At 77.2% G+C, this 2,339-nt stretch carries 1 protein-coding gene; it reads right to left on the reverse strand.

What is annotated here, in order from left to right; translation table 11 throughout:
• Positions 1-78: 78 nt before the first annotated feature.
• On the reverse strand, positions 79-2,339 hold a 2,261-nt coding region (locus Asi02nite_RS41075), incomplete at its 5' end, for an ATP-binding protein (RefSeq protein ID WP_239127733.1).

Genomic DNA, 2,339 nt, shown 5'->3' on the forward strand with positions numbered 1-2,339 from the left:
CGGGGGCGAGCTCGTCCAGTGTGGAGCTGACGAAGACCCGGAGGCGCTGGTCCGGCGTGAGGATCCGGTGCATCGCCATCACCGCCCCCCGGCCGCTTCCGCGGCGGCCTCGGCGAGGCTGAGGTGCTCGCCCACCCGGCAGGCGCGGTCGAACGCCTCGTCGCCGAGCTGCGCCCGCGCCGCGGTGCGGTCCAGCCGGGCGCCCGGCCACGGTGCCACGAACGCCCGCATCCAGGCCTCACCGGAGGGCGTCTGCCAGGCCCGGGACGCGGAGTCCAGCCGGACCGCGCGGTCCAGGTAACCGTCGCGGCCGTCCAGGTCGGCGATCGCGGCGAGGAAGGCGCTGGCCACCGCCTCGTCCCGGGCGACGGCGGCCAGCTCGAGACCGTGGACGAGGTGTTCGCGCGCCTCGCCGTGCTCGCCCAGCCCGGTCGCGGCCAACGCCCAGGTGTAGTGGGCGACGAGCGCGGCGAGCTGCTCCTCCGCCGCCGCGGACACGTCGAGCGCGACGCGCAGGGCGGCCAGCGCGTCCGCGTACCGGCCGTCCTCGACGGCGACCAGCGCCACCCGGCTGTGCACGAGGCTGGCCTGCCAGGCGGCGGCGCCGCTGATCAGCCCCGTGGCCTCGGTCAGTTGGGCCTGCGCCACCTCCCGCTCGCCGCGCCGCGCCGCGAACTGGGCGAGCGTGCAGAGCGCCAGCGCCAGCGAGCCCGGGTCGCCGGCCGCCCGCAGCAGCGGCAGTCCCCGCACCAGCAGCGCCTCCGCGGCGTCGAACTGGCCGGACACGTACTCGGCGCCGCCCCCGACGAGCAGCGCCCGGCCCTGTCCCGCGGCGTCCAGCCGGCCGCCACGGTCGAGGATCGCGGCCACGTGCCGGCGGGCCTCGTCGAAGTGCCCCCGGCGCCACCAGAACGTCCAGGTCGCCCACATCGCCCGCAGCGCCGCCGCGGGGTCGTCCTGCTCGTGGAACCAGTCGAGGGCGGCGTTGAGGTTGTCGTGCTCGAGCTCCAGCCGGTCCAGCCAGACGGCACCGGTACCCGCCCGGTTGAGGTCGACCTCCGCCCCCTCGGCCATGGCCCCGTAGTAGGCGGCGTACGCGGTGTGCACGCTGTGCCAGCGGCCGCCGTCCCGAAGGCGGGTACGCGCGTAGTGCCGGATGGTGTCCAGCATCGCGAACCGGGCCTGGCCGCTCGCGACGTCCTCGCGCCGGATCAGCGCGGCCTCCACCAGCGCCTCCAGGGCGGGCAGCGGATCCGTGCCGGTGACCGCCTCGACCGCCTCGATGTCCCAGCCGCCCGCGAACACCCCGAGGCAGTCGAACAGCCGCTGCTCCGCGGGCCCGAGCAGCCGGTAGCTCCAGGCGATCGTGTCCCGCAGCGTGCGCTGCCGGTCGGGCAGATCGCGCGCGCCGCCGGTGAGCAGCCGCAGGGGATCGCCGAGGCGCTCGACGATCGCGGCCGGCGGGAGCAGCCGGACCCGGGCGGCCGCGAGCACGATCGCCAGCGGCAGCCCGTCCAGCCGCCGGACGATCTCCACGACCGCGTCGGTGTTGGCCGGTGTCAGGCGGAACCCGGGCGCGGCGGCCCGGGCGGCGTCCGCGAACAGCCGGACGCCCGGTGACTCCGCGGGGGTGCCCGTGTCCGCGGTCAGCGGCGCCAGCTCGTACACCCGCTCGGCGGCCAGCCGCAGGGGCGCCCGGCTGGTGACGAGCGCGGTCACGTCGGGTGCGCCGCGCAGGATCGCGCCCAGCACCGGTGCGGCGTCGGTGAGCTGCTCGAAGTTGTCGACGACCAGCAGCACGCGCTGGGTGCGCAGCCGCGCGACGACGTCCACCTCGGGCCGCACCGCGCCGGAGGTACGCACGCCGAGCCCGCGGGCCAGCGCCTCGCCCACCAGGTTGGCGACCGTGACCGAGGAGAGGTCGACGTAGCGCACGCCGTCCGGGAAGCCGCCGCCCGTCCGCTCCGCGACGGCGGTCGCCAGCCGGGTCTTCCCGATCCCGCCGGGCCCGACCAGGGTGACCAGCCGCACGGCCTCGTCCTCCACCAGCGCGGAGACGGCGTCCACGTCGTCCTCGCGGCCGACCAGCGGGGTCCGGGACACCGGCAGCCGGGTGCCGGTGTCGGCCGGGGCGGGCTCGGCGTTCTGCTCGAACGTGGCGGAGAGCAGCACGGCCAGGTCGCGCTCGACCAGGTCGCGCAGCTCGTCGGGGTCGCCGAACCGGCGGTAGCCGACCGTGTGGTCCGCCGAAGCGCCGGCCAGCAGGTCGGCCAGTCGCGGGTCGCGCCGCGGTGCCGGCTCGCGCACGTAGACGAGGCGGGGGAGGTCGCGGGCCAGGA

Source organism: Asanoa siamensis (assembly GCF_016862555.1).
GTDB lineage: Bacteria > Actinomycetota > Actinomycetes > Mycobacteriales > Micromonosporaceae > Asanoa > Asanoa siamensis.